The 15,920-nt window shown below is 64.8% G+C and carries 18 protein-coding genes; 13 read left to right on the forward strand and 5 right to left on the reverse strand.

What is annotated here, in order from left to right:
- Positions 1-48: 48 nt before the first annotated feature.
- Both GH681_RS12185 and GH681_RS12190 read right to left on the reverse strand, forming a co-directional pair.
- Entirely contained in the window at positions 49-1,572 is a 1,524-nt protein-coding gene (locus tag GH681_RS12185; RefSeq protein WP_153161753.1) for a TRAP transporter large permease subunit, read from the reverse strand.
- Positions 1,573-2,163: a TRAP transporter small permease subunit gene (locus tag GH681_RS12190; protein ID WP_153161754.1), complete on the reverse strand. Its 591-nt coding sequence runs from the start codon at positions 2,161-2,163 to the stop codon at positions 1,573-1,575.
- A gap of 250 nt (positions 2,164-2,413) precedes the next feature.
- On the opposite strand from GH681_RS12190, the gene GH681_RS12195 reads away from it, so the two are divergent.
- The 8 genes from GH681_RS12195 to GH681_RS12230 all read left to right on the forward strand — a co-directional run bounded on the left by GH681_RS12195 (position 2,414) and on the right by GH681_RS12230 (position 10,957).
- On the forward strand, positions 2,414-3,052 hold the full coding sequence (locus tag GH681_RS12195) for a histidine phosphatase family protein (protein ID WP_153161755.1): 639 nt from the start codon (positions 2,414-2,416) through the stop codon (positions 3,050-3,052).
- Positions 3,053-3,158: 106 nt separating this feature from the next.
- A complete protein-coding gene (locus GH681_RS12200; RefSeq protein WP_153161756.1) occupies positions 3,159-5,192 on the forward strand; it encodes a methyl-accepting chemotaxis protein in 2,034 nt (677 codons plus the stop codon).
- Positions 5,193-5,309: 117 nt separating this feature from the next.
- Entirely contained in the window at positions 5,310-6,560 is a 1,251-nt protein-coding gene (gene glyA / locus GH681_RS12205) for a serine hydroxymethyltransferase (protein ID WP_153161757.1), read from the forward strand.
- A gap of 29 nt (positions 6,561-6,589) precedes the next feature.
- A complete protein-coding gene (gene nrdR, locus GH681_RS12210; protein WP_153161758.1) occupies positions 6,590-7,072 on the forward strand; it encodes a transcriptional regulator NrdR in 483 nt (160 codons plus the stop codon).
- Between the two features lie 10 nt (positions 7,073-7,082).
- Positions 7,083-8,171, forward strand: a complete 1,089-nt coding sequence (gene ribD, locus GH681_RS12215; RefSeq protein ID WP_153161759.1) for a bifunctional diaminohydroxyphosphoribosylaminopyrimidine deaminase/5-amino-6-(5-phosphoribosylamino)uracil reductase RibD — start codon at positions 7,083-7,085, stop codon at positions 8,169-8,171.
- Positions 8,172-8,277: 106 nt separating this feature from the next.
- Complete coding sequence (locus GH681_RS12220) at positions 8,278-9,240, forward strand: beta-propeller fold lactonase family protein (RefSeq protein ID WP_153161760.1); 963 nt, start codon at positions 8,278-8,280, stop codon at positions 9,238-9,240.
- Positions 9,240-9,983, forward strand: coding sequence for a polysaccharide deacetylase family protein (locus GH681_RS12225; RefSeq protein ID WP_153161761.1), 744 nt, complete (start codon positions 9,240-9,242; stop codon positions 9,981-9,983). The genes GH681_RS12220 and GH681_RS12225 overlap by 1 nt, the downstream gene beginning before the upstream one ends.
- Complete coding sequence (locus tag GH681_RS12230) at positions 9,980-10,957, forward strand: sterol desaturase family protein (protein ID WP_153161762.1); 978 nt, start codon at positions 9,980-9,982, stop codon at positions 10,955-10,957. Before GH681_RS12225 ends, GH681_RS12230 begins: the two co-directional genes overlap by 4 nt.
- Here the strand turns inward: GH681_RS12230 and GH681_RS12235 are convergent.
- Genes GH681_RS12235 through GH681_RS12245 form a run of 3 tightly spaced genes read right to left on the reverse strand, consistent with a single transcriptional unit; the run spans position 10,949 to position 13,637 of the window.
- Positions 10,949-11,698, reverse strand: coding sequence for a molybdopterin-synthase adenylyltransferase MoeB (locus GH681_RS12235; protein ID WP_153161763.1), 750 nt, complete (start codon positions 11,696-11,698; stop codon positions 10,949-10,951). The genes GH681_RS12230 and GH681_RS12235 overlap by 9 nt on opposite strands.
- 44 nt (positions 11,699-11,742) lie before the next feature.
- Positions 11,743-12,198, reverse strand: a complete 456-nt coding sequence (locus GH681_RS12240; RefSeq protein WP_153161764.1) for a hypothetical protein — start codon at positions 12,196-12,198, stop codon at positions 11,743-11,745.
- Positions 12,199-12,218: 20 nt separating this feature from the next.
- Entirely contained in the window at positions 12,219-13,637 is a 1,419-nt protein-coding gene (locus GH681_RS12245; protein ID WP_153161765.1) for a S41 family peptidase, read from the reverse strand.
- Positions 13,638-13,925: 288 nt separating this feature from the next.
- Between GH681_RS12245 and GH681_RS12250 the strand changes: the two genes are divergently transcribed.
- The 5 genes from GH681_RS12250 to GH681_RS12270 are packed head-to-tail and all read left to right on the forward strand — an operon-like array spanning position 13,926 to position 15,920.
- Complete coding sequence (locus GH681_RS12250; RefSeq protein ID WP_153161766.1) at positions 13,926-14,243, forward strand: metalloregulator ArsR/SmtB family transcription factor; 318 nt, start codon at positions 13,926-13,928, stop codon at positions 14,241-14,243.
- A gap of 38 nt (positions 14,244-14,281) precedes the next feature.
- A complete protein-coding gene (locus GH681_RS12255) occupies positions 14,282-14,692 on the forward strand; it encodes a rhodanese-like domain-containing protein (protein WP_153161767.1) in 411 nt (136 codons plus the stop codon).
- A gap of 2 nt (positions 14,693-14,694) precedes the next feature.
- On the forward strand, positions 14,695-14,964 hold the full coding sequence (grxC, locus tag GH681_RS12260; RefSeq protein ID WP_194271222.1) for a glutaredoxin 3: 270 nt from the start codon (positions 14,695-14,697) through the stop codon (positions 14,962-14,964).
- A 42-nt stretch (positions 14,965-15,006) separates the two neighbouring features.
- Positions 15,007-15,462: a protein-export chaperone SecB gene (gene secB, locus GH681_RS12265; protein ID WP_153161768.1), complete on the forward strand. Its 456-nt coding sequence runs from the start codon at positions 15,007-15,009 to the stop codon at positions 15,460-15,462.
- Positions 15,462-15,920 carry an SH3 domain-containing protein gene (locus GH681_RS12270; RefSeq protein WP_368666704.1) on the forward strand — a complete coding sequence of 153 codons (459 nt, stop codon included), beginning with the start codon at positions 15,462-15,464 and terminating at the stop codon, positions 15,918-15,920. The genes secB and GH681_RS12270 overlap by 1 nt, the downstream gene beginning before the upstream one ends.

Raw genomic sequence — 15,920 nt, forward strand, 5'->3', positions numbered from 1 at the left:
AAAAACCCGGGGAGCACTCCCCGGGTTTTTTTACATCTGAAAACCGCCCTACTTCTTGTCCTGCTGCAGGGCCTTTTCGAGCGCTTTGGCCGCGTCGTCCTCGGCCGGCGGCGGCACCTCCGCGCCGTCACCGGCGGGCTTGCCTTCGCCTTCCTGCGGCGCATCAAACTGAACCGGCGAATCCTCCGGCGCCTCGCCTTCGGGCACCACGATCTCGATCGAGTCGGTATCCACCTTCTCCTGCTTGTCGAGGCCCATGGTCACCAGCTGCGGGAAGGTGATGATGATCGCGACCATGATGATCTGGATGATCACGAAGGGCACCGCACCCCAGTAGATCTGGGTCGTCTTGATGGAGGCTGGCGCCACCGAGCGCAGGTAGAACAGCGCAAAGCCGAAGGGCGGGTGCATGAACGAGGTCTGCATGTTCACACCCAGCAGCACGCCAAACCAGATCAGATCAATGCCCAGCTTCTCGGCCACCGGCGCCAGCAGCGGCACCACGATGAACGACAGCTCGAAGAAGTCGAGGAAGAAGGCCAGCAGGAAGATCAGGATGTTCACCACGATCAGGAAGCCGAGCTGGCCGCCGGGGAGCCCGGTGAGCAGGTGCTCGACCCACAGGTGGCCTTCCACACCGTAGAAGGTCAGCGAGAAGACCCGCGCGCCAACCAGGATAAACACCACGAAGGTGGTCAGCTTGGCCGTGGTTTCCATCGCCTGCTTGAGCAGCGACACGTTGAGCCGGCCGCGCAGGATGGCCATCACCAGTGCCCCGGCAGCGCCCATCGCCCCACCCTCGGTCGGCGTCGCGATGCCGAGGAAGATCGTGCCGAGCACCAGGAAGATCAGCGTCAGGGGCGGCACCAGAGTAGTGAGCACCCGCAGGAACAGCTTGCCCCCGCGCAGCGTGCGCGCCTCAAGCGGCAGCGCCGGGGCTGCCGCCGGCTTGAAGACCGCCACCAGCGCAACGTAACCCACGTACAGGCCGGTCAGCACCAGGCCCGGGATCATCGCACCCTGGTACATGTCACCCACGGAACGGCCCAGCTGGTCGGCCATGATGATCAGCACCAGCGACGGCGGGATGATCTGGGCCAGCGTGCCCGACGCAGCGATCACGCCCGTCGCCAGACGCTGGTCGTAGCCATAGCGCATCATGATCGGCAGCGAGATGAGGCCCATCGAAATCACCGAGGCCGCCACCACGCCGGTGGTCGCAGCGAGGATCGCGCCGACGAAGATCACCGCAAAGGCGAGGCCGCCGCGCACCGGGCCGAACAGCTGGCCAATGGTATCGAGCAGATCCTCCGCCATCCCCGATCGCTCGAGGATCAGCCCCATGAAGGTGAAGAACGGGATCGCCAGCAGGGTGTCGTTGGACATCACCCCGAAGATCCGGTCAGGCAGCGCCTGGAACAGCGCTGGCGTGAGCAGGCCCAACTCGATGCCGATCAGGCCGAAGACAACGCCGTTGGCGGCCAGGGCGAACGCCACCGGATAGCCGAACAGCAGGAAGATCACCAGCGACCCGAACATCAGGGGCGCCATGTTGGCAGCGATGAATTCCATTTAGACGGTCTCCCCACGCTGTTGCTTGATGGCCCGGGCCAGTTCTTCCTCGGCCGAAGGCGCGTCGGCCTTGGCATTGGGATCGCCGATCAGGCCCTGCAAAAAGGCCACCCGCTTGATGAGCTCGGAGACACCCTGGAGGATCAGCAGCGCAAAACCCAGGGGCACGAGGCCACGCACCGGCCACACGATCAGGCCACCGGCGTTGGACGAGTATTCGTTATTCAGGAACGAATTGATGAAGATCGGCCAGGAGAGGTACAGCACGGCGATGGCCATCGGCGCCAGGAAGAACAGCGTGCCGATGATGTCGATCCAGGCATGCACCCGCGGAGAGAAGCGGCTCGACACCACGTCGATGCGCACGTGCTCGTTACGCATCAGGGTGTAGCCAGCACACAACAGGAAGATGGCGGAGAACAGATACCACTGGATTTCCAGCAGACCGTTCGAACTGTAGTTGAAGGCGTAGCGCACAACGGCATTGATGGCGCTTATGACCGTGACCACCAGAACCAGCCAGATCGTGGCCTTTCCGACCCGCTGGTTCAGCGCATCGATCGCGCGCGATAGTTTGAGCAGGGCTTGCACGTCCCGCACCTCCTTTGATTTGACTATACGACCGTCTCTTATATCGGAAACGTCCAGGGTTCCAGCGCCCGGATTATCGGCGAGAACCACCCGCCAGCAATAAGGGATTACGCCTACCAAAAACGATTTCGGCGCAAATATTCGGTCACAACCCCGAAAAAACGCCTTTTCGGTGAGCGCCGGGAAACGCCAGAGCCTAAAAACACGTGCGATACTGCGTTCCCCACGGATTTTTTACTGCATTGCAGCAATGGCAACCCGAATCTGCCTCGTCCGCCACGGCGAAACCGCCTGGAACGCCGAACGCCGGCTCCAGGGCCACACCGACATTCCCCTCAACGACACCGGTCTCGTCCAGGCCCGCGCCACCGCGGCGAGCCTCGCTGCCGAGCGCTTCGACGCGGCCTACTCGTCCGACCTCACCCGCGCCCGGCAGACCGCCGCCGCCATCGCCGAGCGCTGCGGCCTCGAACTGGCCTTCGATGCCGCCCTGCGCGAGCGCCACTATGGCAGCTTCCAGGCCCTCACCTACGACGAAGCGCGAACCCGCTTCCCCGACGATTACCACCGCTTCGAAACCCGCGATCCGGAATTCACCTTTCCGGAAGGCGGCGAAAGCCTGCGGCAGTTTGCGGCCCGCATCCACGGAACCCTCGAAGGCATCGCCCACCGCCACCCCGACGGAACGGTGCTGATCGTCACCCACGGCGGCGTGCTCGACATCGTCCATCGCCTCGCCTCCGGCAAGCCGCTCACCGCTCCAAGGGATTTCACCATCCCCAACGCTGCCCTCAACTGGATCGGCTGGGACGGCGCCGCCTGGTCGCTCATCGCGTGGGCCCAGCAGCAGCACCTCAACCAGGCCCTCGACGAACTCCCCAACGCCTGACCCTGAAAGCAGCGCCCCCGGCGGCCTGCTTTCAAGTTTTCTTCATTCCGGTCGATTACACGCACGTTGGGTCCAACGGATGGACCGCAATGACCGGAGTTGAAGGATGTTCAATATCAAGCGCACTTCCGTTGTCCACCAGCTTTCGATTGCCACGGCGCTCGTCAGCGTTGCAGTGTTCGCCGTGCTGATCGGCTTCACCACCTATTTTTCAGAGCGCGCAGCCCTTGCCAAGACGGAAGCGGATCTGACCCTGCAGGTCCGCGATGTGGTGCGCCTGCTGGATCTGACCCACGCCAACGCGGTGGCTGCTGCCGACAGAGCCCTGCGGCGGGTCAAGGACAACCTGGGCACGCTGCGTGTCGGCCCCGAAACCGTCCAATCCGGAAAATACGAGATCCCCGTCATCCACGCCGGCGACCGGGTGCTGAACGGCAACACGGAGCTGCTGCTGTCGATGCGCAAGCAGGTCGACGCCGATCCAGCCCTGCTCGTGCGTTCGGGCAATGATTTCGTCCGCGCCGCCACCCTGCTCAAGGACAAGGACGGCAAGAGCACCGAAGGCACCGCCCTCGCTGCCGACGGCAAGGAAGTCCAGGCCCTGCTCGCGGGCAAGCCCTACGCCGGCATCGTCAGGCGCAACGGCCTGTATTACATCTCGGCCCTCGAACCCATCACCAACGACAAGGGGCAGGTCGTCGGCGCCCTCGCCGCCCGGGTCGACATCCACGGCGACATGGAGCGCCTGTTCAAGGTGCTCAGCGAGATCAAGTCCGGCAGCACCGGCTACGCCTACATCGTGGCGCCCAACGCCGACGCAGCAAAGACCGAGTTCATCTACCACCCCACCCTCACCGGCAAGACGGTCGGCGACATCAACAACCCCCAGATGCAGCAGGTGCTGGGCGACCTCTTCGCGCGCAAGGAAGGCCTCGCCACCTACGACTGGACCGACGAGAAAGGCCGCTCCAGCCAGAAGATGATGGCCTTCGAATCCATCTCCGACTGGGGCTGGCTGATGGCAACCGGCAGCTACGTCGAAGAATTCACCGTCGAGGCGCGCAGCCTGCGCAACACCCTGATCGCCCTGTGCCTGGGCGGCGCCCTGGTGCTCACGGTCGCCCTCTATCTCATCTCCCGCCGCCAGCTCTCGCCGATCCGCGTCCTGCTGCAGGCAATGGAAGAAGTGGGCAAAGGCAACATGACCGCCCAGTTCCCCCGCGTGGAACCCGGCAGCAGTAACGAGCTCGACCTCATGAGTAGCGCCCTCGACAACACCACCCGTCAGGTGGGCGCCCTGATTGGCGAAGTGAAGCGTGCCAGCGCCTCGGTGCGCGAGGTGGCGGAATCCGTCCGCGCCAGCTCCGACAACGTCGTGGCCAGCACCACCGCGCAGAACGAAGCCGCCACCAGCCTTGCCTCCGCCATCGAGGAACTCTCGGTCAGCATCACCCACGTCTCGGACAGCGCCGCCACCGCCCGCAACATCACCCAGAGCGCCCAACAACAGGCCGAAAGCGGCGGAGACACGGTGCGGCAGATGATCAACGGCATGGACCGCATCTCCTCCGAGATCGACAACGCCGGCGCCGCGGTCAATCTGCTCTCCGAACGCTCGGCCCGGATCTCCAACATCGGCAAGATCATCAACGACATCGCCGACCAGACCAACCTCCTCGCCCTCAACGCCGCCATCGAGGCTGCCCGTGCCGGCGAGAGCGGCCGGGGCTTTGCGGTGGTCGCCGACGAAGTGCGCAAGCTCGCCGAACGCACGGCCACCTCGACCCGGGAAATCAGCTCAACCGTCAGCGAAGTGCAGACCGAGGCCGATCGGGTCGTGTCGATGATCCGCGGCGTCACCGAAGAGGTGCGGGACGGCGTGCGCCTTGCCACCGACTCCGGCGCCGTGCTCGAAACGATCCGCAACGAGAGCGACCGCACCACCAGCGCCGTGAACGACATCGCCGACGCCACCCGCGAGCAGAGCATCGCCAGCCAGGAAGTGGCCCGCGGCGTGGAAGACATCGCCCGCATGGCCGACCAGAACAACCAGGTCACCCGCCAGACCAACGAACAGGCCGCCCTGCTCGAGCAACTGGCCGCCAACCTCCAGTCGAAGGCCAGTCACTTCAACGTCTGAAACCCCGACCACACCCGAGCCCGCAGCCCGAGAAGGGCCTGCGGGCTCGCTTGCGTTCTGCACGGCCCAAAGTGGCATGCTAAAATCCGAATTTGACTCAAGCCCACCTGGATAGCCATGTTTTCCAAGCAAAATACCCTTGCCAAGGTCGACCCTGAACTCTGGCAGGCCATCGAGGCCGAAAACCGCCGTCAGGAAGATCACATCGAACTGATCGCCTCCGAAAACTACGTCAGTGCAGCCGTCATGGAAGCCCAGGGCTCCCAGCTCACCAACAAGTACGCGGAAGGTTATCCGGGCAAGCGCTATTACGGCGGCTGTGAGTTCGTCGATCTGGCCGAGCAGCTCGCCATCGACCGCCTCAAGACCCTGTTCGGCGCCGAAGCGGCCAACGTCCAGCCCAACTCCGGCTCCCAGGCCAACCAAGCCGTGCTGATGGCCTTCGCCAAGCCCGGCGACACCATCATGGGCATGAGCCTGGCCGAAGGCGGCCACCTCACCCACGGCATGCCGCTCAACATGTCCGGCAAGTGGTTCAACGTCGTCGCCTACGGCCTCGACAAGAACGAAGAGATCGACTACGACAAGATGGAAGCGCTGGCCCGCGAGCACAAGCCGCGCATCATCATCGCCGGCGCCTCTGCCTACGCCCTGCGCATCGACTTCGAGCGCTTCGCCAAGATCGCCAAGGAAATCGGCGCCATCTTCTGGGTGGACATGGCCCACTACGCCGGCCTCATCGCCGCGGGCTACTACCCGAACCCGGTGCCCCACGCCGACGTGGTCACCTCCACCACCCACAAGACCCTCCGCGGCCCCCGCGGCGGCATCATCCTGATGAAGGCCGAACACGAGAAGGCGCTCAACTCCGCCATCTTCCCGGGCCTCCAGGGTGGTCCGCTGATGCACGTCATCGCCGCCAAGGCCGTGGCCTTCAAGGAAGCCGCCGAGCCCTCCTTCAAGCGCTATCAGGAGCAAGTCATCGCCAACGCCCGCGTGATGGCCCGCGTGCTGGGTGAAGAGCGTGGTCTGCGCATCGTCTCCGGCCGCACCGAAAGCCACGTGTTCCTGGTCGACCTCCAGTCCAAGAACATCACCGGCAAGGAAGCCGAAGCCGCGCTGGGCCGTGCCCACATCACCGTCAATAAAAACTCGATCCCCAACGATCCGCAGAAGCCCTTCGTCACCTCCGGCATCCGCATCGGCTCGCCGGCCATGACCACCCGCGGCTTCACCGAGATCGAGGCCGAGCGCATCGCGCATCTCATCGCCGACGTGCTCGACAAGCCCAACGACGAAGCCACCACCGAAAACGTGCGCGCCAAGGTTGCCGAACTTTGCCGCAAGTTCCCGGTGTACGGCGCGTAAGCAGCCACCCGGCCAGCTAGCGCAAGCCCATGCATTGCCCCTTCTGCGGCGCCGACAACACCCAGGTCACCGACACCCGTGAAAACGAGGACGGTGACATCGTTCGGCGCCGCCGCAGGTGCCTCTCCTGCGACAAGCGCTTCACCACCTACGAGCGCATCGATCTCAAGATGCCTCAGGTCGTCAAAAAGAACGGCAGCCGTGCCGAATACAGCCGCGACAAGCTCCTCGGCAGCCTGACGCTGGCGCTGCGCAAGCGGCCGGTCACCGCCGAAAGCGTCGAAGCCGCCGTCGACCGCATCGAAGCCAAGTTGCTCGCATCGGGCGAGCGCGAAATCGCCTCCGAACGCATCGGCGAACTCGTCATGCGCGAGCTCAAGAAGCTCGACAAGGTCGCCTACATCCGCTTCGCCTCCGTTTATCGCGCCTTCGAGGACGTGGACGAATTCTCGGAAGTCATCCGTGAAGTCACCACCAAGCCCCGCGGCCGCCCCCGTAACACCCCTCAGTAATTCCCTGCCGATGACCGCCAGCGCCGACGACTACCGGTGGATGGCCCGCGCCCTCGTCCTGGCTGAGCGCGGCCTGTTCACCACCACGCCCAATCCCCGTGTCGGCTGCGTCATCGTGCGCGATGGCGGGATCGTCGGCGAAGGCTGGCACGTCCGGGCCGGCGAGCCCCACGCCGAAGTCCACGCCCTGGCGATGGCCGGCGAGGCCGCCCGCGGCGCCACCGCCTACGTCACCCTCGAACCCTGCTCCCACCACGGCCGCACGCCGCCCTGCGCCGACGCCCTCGTCAAGGCTGGCGTCGCCCGCGTCGTGGCCGCGATGGAAGACCCGAACCCGCTGGTCGCCGGGCGCGGCCTCGCCCGCCTGCGGGACGCCGGCATCGAAACGCTGTCTGGCGTGCAGGAAGCCCAGGCCCGCGAGCTCAACATCGGCTTCGTCTCACGCATGACCCGTGGCCGCCCGTGGCTGCGCCTCAAGGTTGCCGCCACCCTCGACGGCAAGACCGCCCTCGAGAACGGCGTCTCCCAGTGGATCACCGGCGACGACGCCCGCCGCGACGCCCACCGCTGGCGCGCCCGCTCGTGCGCCGTGCTCACCGGCATCGGCACCGTCCGCGACGACGACCCGCAGCTCACCGTCCGCGCCATCCCCACCGAACGCCAGCCCCTGCGCGTGGTGGTCGATGCCCGCCTCGAAACCCCGCTCAACGCCAAGCTCCTCGATGGCGGCAAGGTGCTCATCGCCGGCGCCATCGATCAGCCCGAGCGCATCGCAGCCCTCCAGCGCCGGGGCGCCGACGTGGTGATCCTGCCCAACGACGGCGGCAAGGTCGACCTCAACGCGCTGATGCTCGAACTCGGCCGGCGCGGCATCAACGAGGTACTCGCCGAAAGTGGCTTCAAGCTCAACGGCTCGCTGCTGCGCGAAGGCTGCGTAGACGAGCTCATCCTCTACCTCGCCCCGTCCCTCGTCGGCGACGCCGCGCGGGGCCTCTTCAACCTGCCGGCGCTCATCAGCCTGCAGGACAAGCGCCAGCTCGTCTTTCATGACATTCGCCAGATCGGCCCCGATCTGCGCATCCTTGCCAGGCCTGCCTGAGCCGCCTTTAGCGGCGAATTGCAAACGTTTGAAATAGATCGCCGAGGGGGTCAACGTCGGCCATCGGCGGCCGTTAATCTGGACTCCCTTGTCATTCGTCCAGCGTATGAAGCTCCCCCTCCTGACCGGTCTCATCATCTCCGCCCTTTTATCGATCTCCGCCGCCCAGGCTGAAACTGCCATCGTCCTCAATTCGGTGGACGAGAACGTCAGCTTCATCGACACCCGGACCTACAAGGAAACCGGCCGCGCTCCGGCCTGCAAGGAACCTCACCATCTGATCGCCACGCCCGACGACAGCTCAGTGATCGTCGCGTGTGCCGTCTCGAACGAACTGGTGTTCTTCGATCCCGCAACTGGCAAAGAACAGAAGCGCATCAAGAACATCTCCGACCCCTATCAGCTCGGCTTCTCGCCGGACAACAAGTGGTTCGTGGCCAATTCGCTGCGCCTTGACCGGGTCGACCTCTACCGGGCCGCAGACTACTCGCTGGTGGCCCGCGTGCCCGCCGCAAAAACGCCGTCCCACATGGCCTTCGACAAGGCCAGCCAGTTCGTCTTCATCACCCTGCAGGATTCCAACGAGGTGCTCGCCATCGACCTCAAGACCCAGCAGCCCATCTGGAAGGTGCCCGTCGGCCCGACGCCCGCCGGCATCCACATGACGCCGGACGACAAATACCTGCTGGTCGGCATCATGGGCGCCGACTACGTGGAAGTGATCGACTGGCGTGCCCGCAAGACGGTCAAGAAGATCGTCACTGCCAAGGCCGCCCACAACTTCCTGGCCCGCGGCGATGGTCGTCATGTGTTCGTCTCCAACCGCTCGATGAACGGCAGCATCTCCCTCGTGGACATGCAGACCCTCACCGAAGTCGAAAAGTACGACGTGCCCGGCGGCCCCGACGACATGGAGATCCGCGCCGATGGCAAGGAGCTGTGGGCCACCGCCCGCTTCGCCCGCAAGGTACAAGTCGTGAATCTGGAGCAGAAGAAGCTCGCCTACTCTATCCCGGTCGGCCGCTCGCCCCACGGCGTCTCCTTCATCAGCCACGCCCCGAGGCAGTGATGCCGCTCCGCACGGTCGTGCTCGCCCTCGCCGCCCCGCTGCTCACCGCAGCGGGCATCGCCCAGGCCGCTGACGTCACCTGCCGGGGAACGGTCTACCTCACCCTCGACACCGGCAACATGCGCCACGCCGAGGCCATCGCCGGCATCCTCGCGAAGCACCGGGTGAAAGCCACTTTCTTCGTCGCCCAGGAAAAGACCCTGCGCGGCGACATGGCCCTCGACCCCAGCTGGGCCGATTTCTGGAAAGCCCGCGTCGCCGAGGGCCACGCCTTCGGCAGCCACACCTGGCGTCACGGCTCGTTCCGCAAGGATGAAGCCGGCGGCAAAGTGCGCTACCGCCTGATGGACGGCAGCCAGACCACCCTCGACGCCGCGCAGATCTGCGCCGAACTCAAGGCCCCGGACACCCGCTTCGCCGACCTCACCGGCCGCAAGCTCGATGCCCTGTGGCGTGCCCCGGGCGGCCGCACCACGCCCAACACCCTCAAGGCCGCCGAAGCCTGCGGCTACCGTCACGTCCTCTGGGCGCCCGCCGGTTTCCTCGGCGACGAGCTACCGTCCGACGTCTATCCCAACGAAGCCCTGCTCAAGCGCGCCCTCGCCAACATCCGCGACGGCGACATCCTGATGGCCCACCTGGGCATCTGGTCCCGCAAGGATCCTTTCGCCCCGATGCTCGATCCGCTGATCGCCGGGCTCAAGGATCGCGGCTTCTGCTTCGCCACCATTCCAAACCGATGATGCAGCTTCTGACCGACCTGTTCATTACGATCCAGGGCTGGCTGTTCGACACCTTCGTCCAGCCGGTGCTGTTTGCCCTGGGCCTCGCCAGCTACGTGGAAATGGGTTTCGAGGGCGTCGAGTTCGTTCTACTGGGTTGCATCGAACTGGCGATCGCCTACGCCCTGATGCGCCCCCTCGAAGCCTGGTGGCCCGCCGAAAAATGGGCCGAACGCCGCGCCGTCAAGGTGGACATCATCTATTCGGTGCTTAATCGGATGGGCGTGATCCCGCTGGTGGTCTTCGTGCTGCTCGCCCCGGTTTTCATGGAGTTAGAGAGCTGGCTGCGCTTTCACGACGTCATCCCGCGCCAGCTCGAAGACTGGCTGCCCGGCCTCGACACCAAGCCGCTGGCAAGCTTCGTGATCTATCTGGTGATCCTCGACTTTGCCGAGTACTGGCGCCATCGCCTGTCCCACACCTTTGGCTGGTGGTGGGCGCTGCACGGCATCCACCATTCGCAGCGGCAGATGTCGTTCTGGACCGACTCCCGCAACCATCTGCTCGACGACGTGATCGCCGGCGTGTGGTTTGCCTGCCTGTCGCTGCTGATCGGTGTGCCGCCCGGGCACTTCATCGGCCTGCTGATCGCCCTTCGGCTGGTGGAGAACCTCTCTCACACCAACACCCGGCTGGATTTCGGCACGATCGGCGATTACCTGATCGTCGGCCCGCGCTACCACCGCTGGCACCACGCCATCGACCTGCCGGCCGATCCGCGCTTTCAGAAAGGCTGCAACTTTGCGATCCTGCTGCCGATCTGGGACATCCTTTTCGGCACGCTGTATCTCGAAAAAGGTCTGCCGCCCACCGGCATCCACGAGCAGAGCGCTGAAGAGATCGCCGCCCGCGACAACTTCTGGGCCCAGCAGAAACTGGGGCTGGTGTTGTTCTGGAAGGCCCTTACGGGCCCGGCGAAATCCCGCTCAGCGTGACCCGCAAACCGGACAGGCCGGATCCCGCCCGAGGCGGATCGTCCGCCAGTCCGCCCCAAGGGCGTCGAGCAGCAGCAGACGCCCGACCATCGGCTCGCCGCAACCCGCCAGCAGCTTGAGCGCCTCGGCCGCCTGGATCGCCCCGACGATGCCGGTGATCGGCGCAAACACCCCCATGACCGCACAGCGCACCTCCTCCACATCCTCGCCCTCGGGGAAGAGACAGTGGTAGCAGGGGCTTTCGTCCTTGCGCAGATCGAACACGGACACCTGACCGTCAAAGCGCACCGCCGCACCCGAGACCAGCGGCTTGCGATGGGCAACACAAGCCCGGTTGATGGCGTGGCGCGTCGCAAAGTTGTCGGAACAATCCAGCACCACATCGGCGGCAGCCACCTCGGCATCCAGATCGGCGCCTTCGAGCCGGCTTGCCACCGGCACGACCCGAACCTCCGGATTGAGCCGCGCCAGGGTATCCCGGCCGGACTCGACCTTAAGCCGACCGACGCTCTCCTGCGAGTGCAGTATCTGGCGCTGCAGGTTGGTCAGATCCACCGTGTCGCCATCGGCCAGCACCAAGGTTCCGACCCCCGCAACCGCGAGATACATGGCGGCTGGCGAACCAAGGCCCCCTGCCCCGACCACCAGCACGCGGGCAGCCACGATGGCGTCCTGACCCTCGATACCGATCTGGGGCAACAGAATGTGGCGCGAATAGCGCAGCAGCTGATCGTCGTTCATGGAAATTAGAGCGTGAACCCAGGCCGCCCGCAGGCAGCCTCGGGTTACTTGAAGTCGCGCAGATCGGGCGGCGTATCGTCGTGATCGCCGTGGGGATGGTGGGCGTACGCCTGGATGTACACCTCGTGGGACTGCTTGATCAGCCGCTCGGGCGACCGCAGGTTGTGCACCTGGGTCTCCTCGACGTAGTAAATCAGCGCCCGGTGAAGCCGGGTGAGCAGCGAGCGGTCGAGATGGAAGCCCGCGCCGATCAGCGCCTCGTCGAGCAGCTGGAGGGTGAAGTCGAGCACGTTGTAATGGACGAGCAGACTGAGCTCATCCCCGCCCTCTTCAACCTGCACGCCGCGCAGCGCCGCCAGCGACCGACGGGCCTGAACAACCTGACCCGGGGGAAAGGCCTTGAAGCGGATCTCCCGCGTCTTGGCGATCCCGCTGCCGGCGTGATGCGAGGCATGATCATGCTTGCGTCCGGCCAGCTTGTACGCAGTCTCCCGTCGCATATCGCCCCCTGGCTCCTGGATTATTTCGCGCTATTTTGGAGGATTTGCAGACCCTTGAGCAAATTCACCGCCTGGGCCAGCTGGTAGTCGTCCTTGCCGGCGATCTCGAACGGCGGCTTCATCTCGTCGTCCGCATCCTTCGGCTTGTCCTTGCCCTTCGACGCCGGATCCTTCTTGGGCACCATGGGCGCAGGATCGACCGGCTTCGGCGCGCTCACGTCGGCTTCCTTGCCGTTGCCCAGGTGGCGATCCAGATCGGCCTCGCGCAGACGCTCGCGGGACGAACCGCCCGGCGTTTCTTCGACGATGATGTCCGGCACGATGCCCTTGGCCTGGATCGACCGCCCGTTCGGCGTGAAGTAGCGCGCCGTGGTCAGCTTGATCGCCGCGTTGCTGTTGAGGGGCAGGATCGTCTGCACCGAGCCCTTGCCGAAGCTCTGGGTGCCCATCACCACCGCCCGCTTGTGATCCTGCAGCGCGCCAGCGACGATTTCGGAAGCCGACGCCGACCCGCCATTGACCAGCACCACCATCGGCACGGTCTTGATCGACGCGGGAATTCCGCGGATGAAGTCGTCGCGGGAGCCGCGCAGGTAGTCTTCGGGCGACGCCACGTACTTGCGCTTCGCGTCGTCGGCACGCCCATCGGTGGACACCACCAGCGCGCCCGGCGGCAGGAAGGCTGCCGACACGCCAACGGCGCCATGCAGCAACCCGCCCGGATCGTTGCGCAGATCCAGCACGAGGCCCTTCAGATCGCCCTGCTTGACCAGTCGATCCAGATGCTGGGCCAGCGACGCCGCCGTCTGCTCCTGGAACTGCACCACGCGCACATAACCGTAGCCAGGCTCGACAACCTTCGACTTGACGCTCTGGACCTTGATGACTTCACGCACCAGCGTCACGACGATCGGCTTGGCCTCGCCCTTGCGCATGATGGTGAGCACAATGTTGGTCTTGGGCTTGCCACGCATCCGCTTGACCGCATCGTTGAGGGCCATGCCCTTCACCGAGGTCTCGTCGAGCTTGATGATCAGGTCGCCCGCCTTGATGCCCGCGCGGAAAGCCGGCGTATCCTCGATCGGGGAGATCACCTTGACGTAACCGTCCTCCGACCCGACCTCGATGCCCAGCCCGCCGAATTCGCCCTGGGTGCCAACCTGAAGCTCCTTGAAGGCCTCGGCGTCGAGATAGGCCGAATGGGGATCGAGGTTGGACAGCATCCCGCTGATCGCATAGGTGATCAGCTTCTTGTCTTCGACCGGCTCGACGTAGCCCTGCTTGATGGCATTGAAGACGTCCGCCAGATTGCGCAGCTCTTCGACCGGAAGCGGGGACAGCGGCGACTTGTCCGCGTTGGCCGAGAAGTTGAGGCTGATCAGAACCCCGGCACACAGCCCGGTAAACACCAGACCAGCTTGTTGCAGTTTGCTGCGCATAAAGTCTCCGTCGCGGCGTTGAACGCCTGGCCTGTCTCGATCAGGCCGTACTACCCGAAAACGGGCTGAATTCCATGATTGGCAGGAAGTATAAACCGGAAATCCGCCAGCCCAATCGGGCACAAACGCGCACATCTGCACACGGCCCAAATAGACGCTTCGTGACGGAATCAACGCTTCCCACCGTTGTTGCCCGCCGCCCACCGGCCCTGGCCGACCGGGCCATCCGCACCAGTGGTGCAAAAAATGCTATTTTATAATATTGACTCGCGCCTACCCGAATCGTTCGTGAAGACAACCACCGCCGAACTCATCGCCAACCAGGAGCACATCGAGACCGCGGCTCGGGCCTTGAAAGCCATAGCCCATCCCCTGCGCCTGAAGATCCTGTGCGTCATCGGCAGCGAGGAAGCCTGTGTCCAGGACATCGTGGATGCCGTCGGCACCTCCCAGAGCAACATCTCCCAGCACCTCGCCATCCTGCGCGACAAGGAAGTGCTGCTCACCCGAAAGGATGCCAACCGGGTATTCTATCGCGTGGGCGATCCACGCACGCTCCAGCTCATCGCAATGATGCGTGAAGTGTTCTGCGGCGAAGACTCGTAATATCCCGTCCCTTTTCCCTCAGCCCCGGAGTTTGTTTCGTGGAATTCATCCAGCAAAACTGGTATTGGGCAGCGCTCGCTGCCGTCAGCGGCGTGATGCTCGTCATCACTTCGCTGCGTGGCGGCCGTGGCATCAGCCCCGCTCAGGCCACCGCCCTCATCAACCGTGAAGACGCCCTCGTCGTTGACGTGCGCGAAGCCGCCGAGTTCACCGCCGGCCACCTGCTCAACGCCCGCCACATCCCCCTGGGCGAACTCCAGAAGCGCATCGGCGAGCTCGATAAGTTCAAGGACAAGCCTGTTATCCTCAACTGCCAGAGCGGCGGTCGCTCGTCCAGCGCGTGCGCCATCCTCGCCAAAGCCGGCTTCAGCAACGTCCACAACTTGGAGGGCGGCATCGAAGCCTGGGTGCAGGCCGGCATGCCGATCAGCCGTCAGAAGAAGAAGTGACCATGCAACCCAAAATCCTGATGTACTCAACCGCCGTCTGCCCCTACTGCGTCCGCGCCGAAGGCCTGCTGCGTCGCAAGGGCGTCACCGAGATCGAGAAGGTCCGCATCGACACCGACCCGGAGCGCCGTGACGAGATGATGGCCCGCACTGGCCGCCGCACCGTGCCGCAGATCTACATCGGCGATTACCACGTGGGCGGCTGCGACGACCTCTTCGCCCTCGACCACGACGGCAAGCTCGACGCCCTGCTCAAGGGCGAAGCCGCCTGACCCAACCAACAAAATCCTGATTTCTCAACCGGAAAGACCACCATGTCCGAAAACGCCCAACCCGTCTTCTCCATCGAAAAGCTCTACGTCAAGGATCTGTCCCTCGAGGTGCCGAACGCACCGCAGATCTACCTCGAGCGCGAAGCCCCCCAGATCAACGTCCAGCTGCGCACCGAAGGCAACGGCATCGACGAAGGCGTGTTCGAAGTCACCCTGACCGTCACCGTGACCGCCCAGCTGCCCGAAGACAAGACCGTCTTCCTGGTCGAAGTCGCCCAGTGCGGCATCTTCCAGATCCGCAACGTGCCGCAGGAAGACCTGGAACCGATCATGATGATCGGCTGCGCCAACATCCTCTTCCCGTACGCCCGCGAGGCCGTCTCCGACGCCGTGACCCGCGCCGGCTTCCAGCCCGTACTGCTCGCCCCGGTCAACTTCGAGGCCCTGTTCCAGCAGAACCGCCAGCAGGCCCCGGGTACCGACGTTCCGGTCCAGTAATGACGATGCGCCGCCGCACCACTGCGGCGCTGCTCGCCCTGTCGCTCGCCTTCGCGGCGGCAGGCGCGAGCGCCGCCTCGGATTTCCGCTCCCTCGCCGAGCCGGCCATCCTTTACGATGCGCCGTCCAAGCAAGGCAAGCCGCTGTTCGTGATCCAGCGCTACACGCCCGTCGAGATGGTCGTGAACATCGACCGCTGGGTGAAGGTCCGCGAGCCCGCCGGAAGCCTGCTGTGGCTCGAACGCCGCCAGCTTTCCGACAAGCGCACCGTGATCGTCACCGCTGCCCGCGCCGAGATCCGCCAGAAGCCCGACACCGGCGCCACCGTCGTCTTCGAGGCTGCGAAGGATGTGGTCCTCGAGCTCGGCGACAAGCCGCCCGCCGATGGCTGGGTCGGCGTCCGCCATCGCGATGGCAGCAGCGGATTCATCCGCATCAACCAGGTCTGGGGTCTGTAA

Source organism: Zoogloea sp. 1C4, assembly GCF_009469605.1.
GTDB lineage: Bacteria > Pseudomonadota > Gammaproteobacteria > Burkholderiales > Rhodocyclaceae > Zoogloea > Zoogloea oryzae.